At 71.2% G+C, this 3,073-nt stretch carries 3 protein-coding genes and 2 pseudogenes; 1 reads left to right on the top strand and 4 read right to left on the bottom strand.

The window, feature by feature from the left end:
* Nucleotides 1-212, bottom strand: a pseudogene (locus VIB55_RS12210) (serine/threonine protein kinase); the annotation flags it as partial.
* A 123-nt stretch (nt 213-335) separates the two neighbouring features.
* Entirely contained in the window at nt 336-830 is a 495-nt protein-coding gene (locus VIB55_RS12205) for a carboxypeptidase-like regulatory domain-containing protein (RefSeq protein WP_331876923.1), read from the bottom strand.
* Between the two features lie 470 nt (nt 831-1,300).
* Between VIB55_RS12205 and VIB55_RS12200 the strand changes: the two genes are divergently transcribed.
* Entirely contained in the window at nt 1,301-2,467 is a 1,167-nt protein-coding gene (locus VIB55_RS12200; RefSeq protein ID WP_331876922.1) for an acyltransferase family protein, read from the top strand.
* Nucleotides 2,468-2,530: 63 nt separating this feature from the next.
* On the opposite strand, the gene VIB55_RS12195 is transcribed toward VIB55_RS12200, so the two are convergent.
* Nucleotides 2,531-2,737, bottom strand: a complete 207-nt coding sequence (locus tag VIB55_RS12195; RefSeq protein WP_331876921.1) for a hypothetical protein — start codon at nt 2,735-2,737, stop codon at nt 2,531-2,533.
* Nucleotides 2,738-3,073: pseudogene (locus VIB55_RS12190) on the bottom strand (oxidoreductase); the annotation flags it as partial.

The following is a 3,073-nucleotide window of genomic DNA, read 5'->3' as shown; positions in this document are numbered from 1 at the left end:
GCCTGCGCCTCCTGGTGCAGGCGCTCGCGAAGCTGCTCGCGGGCCGCGGCATCCACGGCCGTGAGCGTGATGACCTTTACGGCCACGGGTCGGCTCAGGCGAAGGTCGGTGGCGCGGTACACCACCGCGAACCCTCCCCGGCCGATCACGTCTTCGATCTCGTAGCGCTTCACCAGCGTGTGGCCGGTGAGCAGGCCTTCCAATCCAGCCATGGTCTCCTGGCGGGTTTTGCCGCCGGCTCCGCTGCCGGCCAGCCCTTCCCGTTCGGCAAGATGCGAACCGGCGCGCCGCAGCCGTTTACGCACCTGTGGTTGTGGCCCTCGCGGGCGGCCCGTCTATCCCCGGCAGCGGAAGGGGTTCTCGTCGGGATTGGCGCTGGTCAGGTCCACGCGCGACGTGTCGCCGCCGCGCACCCGCACGTCGGCCAGCCAGGTCCAGCGCTCGCCGACGACGGTGGTGTCGGCCCAGACGCGGTACTCGCCGGGCGGCACGCTGTCGAACGCGAAGCGGGCCTCCGCGGTGGCGCGGGTGGACCGCGTGCGGCGCCCCTGCAGGATGCGCCCGCGCTCCTGCCAGGCCCGCGCGTGGGCTGCGGCGAGAGCGGCCGAGTCGGCTCGCTGCCGTGGCGGGCACAGCTTCGCGAGCGCGGAGTCGATCTGCAACTCGTCACCCGACACCAGGTGAACGGGCATACCCGCCAGGTTCACCTCCGATTCCAGCTGCACCAGGAACGCATCGCCGGTGACGACGCCCGGCCCGTCGTCTCCACATGCCGCGAGGGCGATGGCGGTTGCGGCGGCGGCGAGTGACAGGCGTGTGATCGATCGCATGGTGGCCGATGAAGGAAATCGGGTGAAGGCGCGGCGCGGCATCGATGGACGATGCTGCACGATCCGGGCACCGTATCAGACCGCCCGAATCTGCCGCCATGCCGTCCGGTTTATCCTCCGTGTGCTCCGTGCCTCCGTGTGGGGCCCCGTCCCGGCCTGCCGAGTGGGTGTGAGTTCGGGACGTGGCGCGGAGTGTGTGGCGGATCCCTCGATCGCTGCCGTCTCCGGCGTGCCGGCAGGTTCGGCGTGGCCGCTCCTCGGGATGACAGACGGGGTGGTGCAGGCGGGCCTGCCAGAGCGCTGTCGAATTCTCCCCTCTCCCGCAAGCGGGAGAGGGGCCGGGGGTGAGGGCGGCCGCGGAATGCGCCGGAGCCCTCCAAACACGCCGAAGCCAGCGAGCATTCTTGCGCGCAGGGCGGCGGCGGCGCAGAGTGCATCCATCCGCCACGCTTCCTCCCGCACGAGCCGCCATGACCGACACGCTTGCCGCAACGCGCCCGCTGGCGCCAACCATCGAGCCCGCCGTGCCGCCCAGGCCCGAGAGGCTGGTGTCCCTCGACGTGTTCCGCGGGGCGACGGTGGCGGCGATGCTGCTGGTGAACAACCCCGGGACGTGGAGCGCTGTCTACGACCCGCTGGAGCACGCCGCGTGGCACGGGTGGACGCCGACCGACCTGATCTTTCCGTTCTTTCTGTTCATCGTGGGCGTGTCGATGGCGTTCTCGGTGCTCCCGCGCCTGGAGGCGGGGGACGCGCCCGGCCGCCTGTTCGCGCGCGCCGCCAAGCGGTCCGCCGTCCTGGTGTTGCTGGGGCTGCTGCTGACGGCGTTTCCGTACTACAACCTGGACCTGGCGCACCTGCGGCTCCCCGGCGTGCTGCAGCGCATCGGCCTTGCCTTCCTGCTGGCGTCGGCCGTGGTGCTCTTCACCCGCCACCGCGCGCAGATCGGGATCACCGCGGCGCTGCTGCTGGGCTACTGGGCGGCGATGATGCTGGTGCCCGTTCCCGGCTACGGCGCGGGCGACCTGAGCAAGGATGGCAACCTGGCGGCGTACGTGGACCGCGCAGTGCTGGGCACCGACCACCTGTGGAAGTCGGCGAAGACGTGGGATCCCGAGGGGCTGCTGAGCACGCTGCCCGCCGTGGCTACGGTGCTGCTGGGAGTTTTCGCGGGGCGGTGGATGAGGTCGGGGCGGTCCCCGGCCGACCGCTTGGTGGGGCTATTCCTGGCGGGTACCGCGGCGGTGACCTTGGGATGGATGTGGAACGAGGTGTTCCCCATCAACAAGGCGCTGTGGACCAGCTCGTACGTGCTGCTGACGGTCGGGCTCGCGCTGCACGCGCTGGCCGTCTGCTACTGGGTGGTGGACGTGCGCGGATGGCGGCGGTGGGCCACGCCGTTCGTGTGGTTCGGGATGAACGCCATCGCGGCGTTCTTCGTTTCCGGCATCGTCGCGCGCCTGCTGGGGATGATCAAGCCGGGGGGCGTGGCCCTCAAGCAGCGGATCTTCGACGCGGCGTTCGACTCGTGGCTGCCCGCGCACGACGCGTCCCTGGCGTTCGCCCTCTGCTTCGTCGCCCTCTTCACCGGCCTGATGGGGTTGATGTACCGCCGCCAGCTCTTCATCAAGGTCTGATCGCCGCGCCTCCGCGAGGACGACAGGGGCGCGCATCCCGTGCGAGGGATGCGCGCCCTTCCCTCATCGCGGCGCCACGACGGGCGTGATCCACACGCGGGTGAGCAAGCCGAAGACGAGCAGCGCCAGCAGCAGGCTGAAGACGATGATCACCATCCACATGCACCCGCTGAAGCCGCATCCGCCCGGCGGCCTGTACGCCTCCGGCGGAAGAGGAACCACGCCGTCCGGCAGCTCGTGCTCGCCCCGCCCATCCACCCGCTCCGCCATCTACGCTCCGCCGATTTCCTGGATTTCGTCAGATTCCACCACGCGCACGCCCCGCGGCGCCTGCTTGGCCAGCCGTACCATGGCGCGGGCCACCACCGCCGCGTCGATCGCCCGGTAGCGCCGCAGCGGCCCCACGAACGCCGGCCCAAGCGCCGACATCACGCGCTGGGCCACCGCCTCGACGGGCCGCCGCTCGCCGCGTTCGCCCAGCAGCTGCGAGGGCCGCAGGATCACCGTCGACCGGAACGGTAGCGCGGTCACCGCCTCCTCGGCCTGGCCCTTCACGCGGCTGTAGAAGAACGGCGAGCGCACCCCCGCGCCCGCCGCCGTGACGAG

This window comes from Longimicrobium sp., from assembly GCF_036554565.1.
Lineage (GTDB): Bacteria > Gemmatimonadota > Gemmatimonadetes > Longimicrobiales > Longimicrobiaceae > Longimicrobium.
This window is presented reverse-complemented; position numbering and strand designations above follow the sequence as displayed.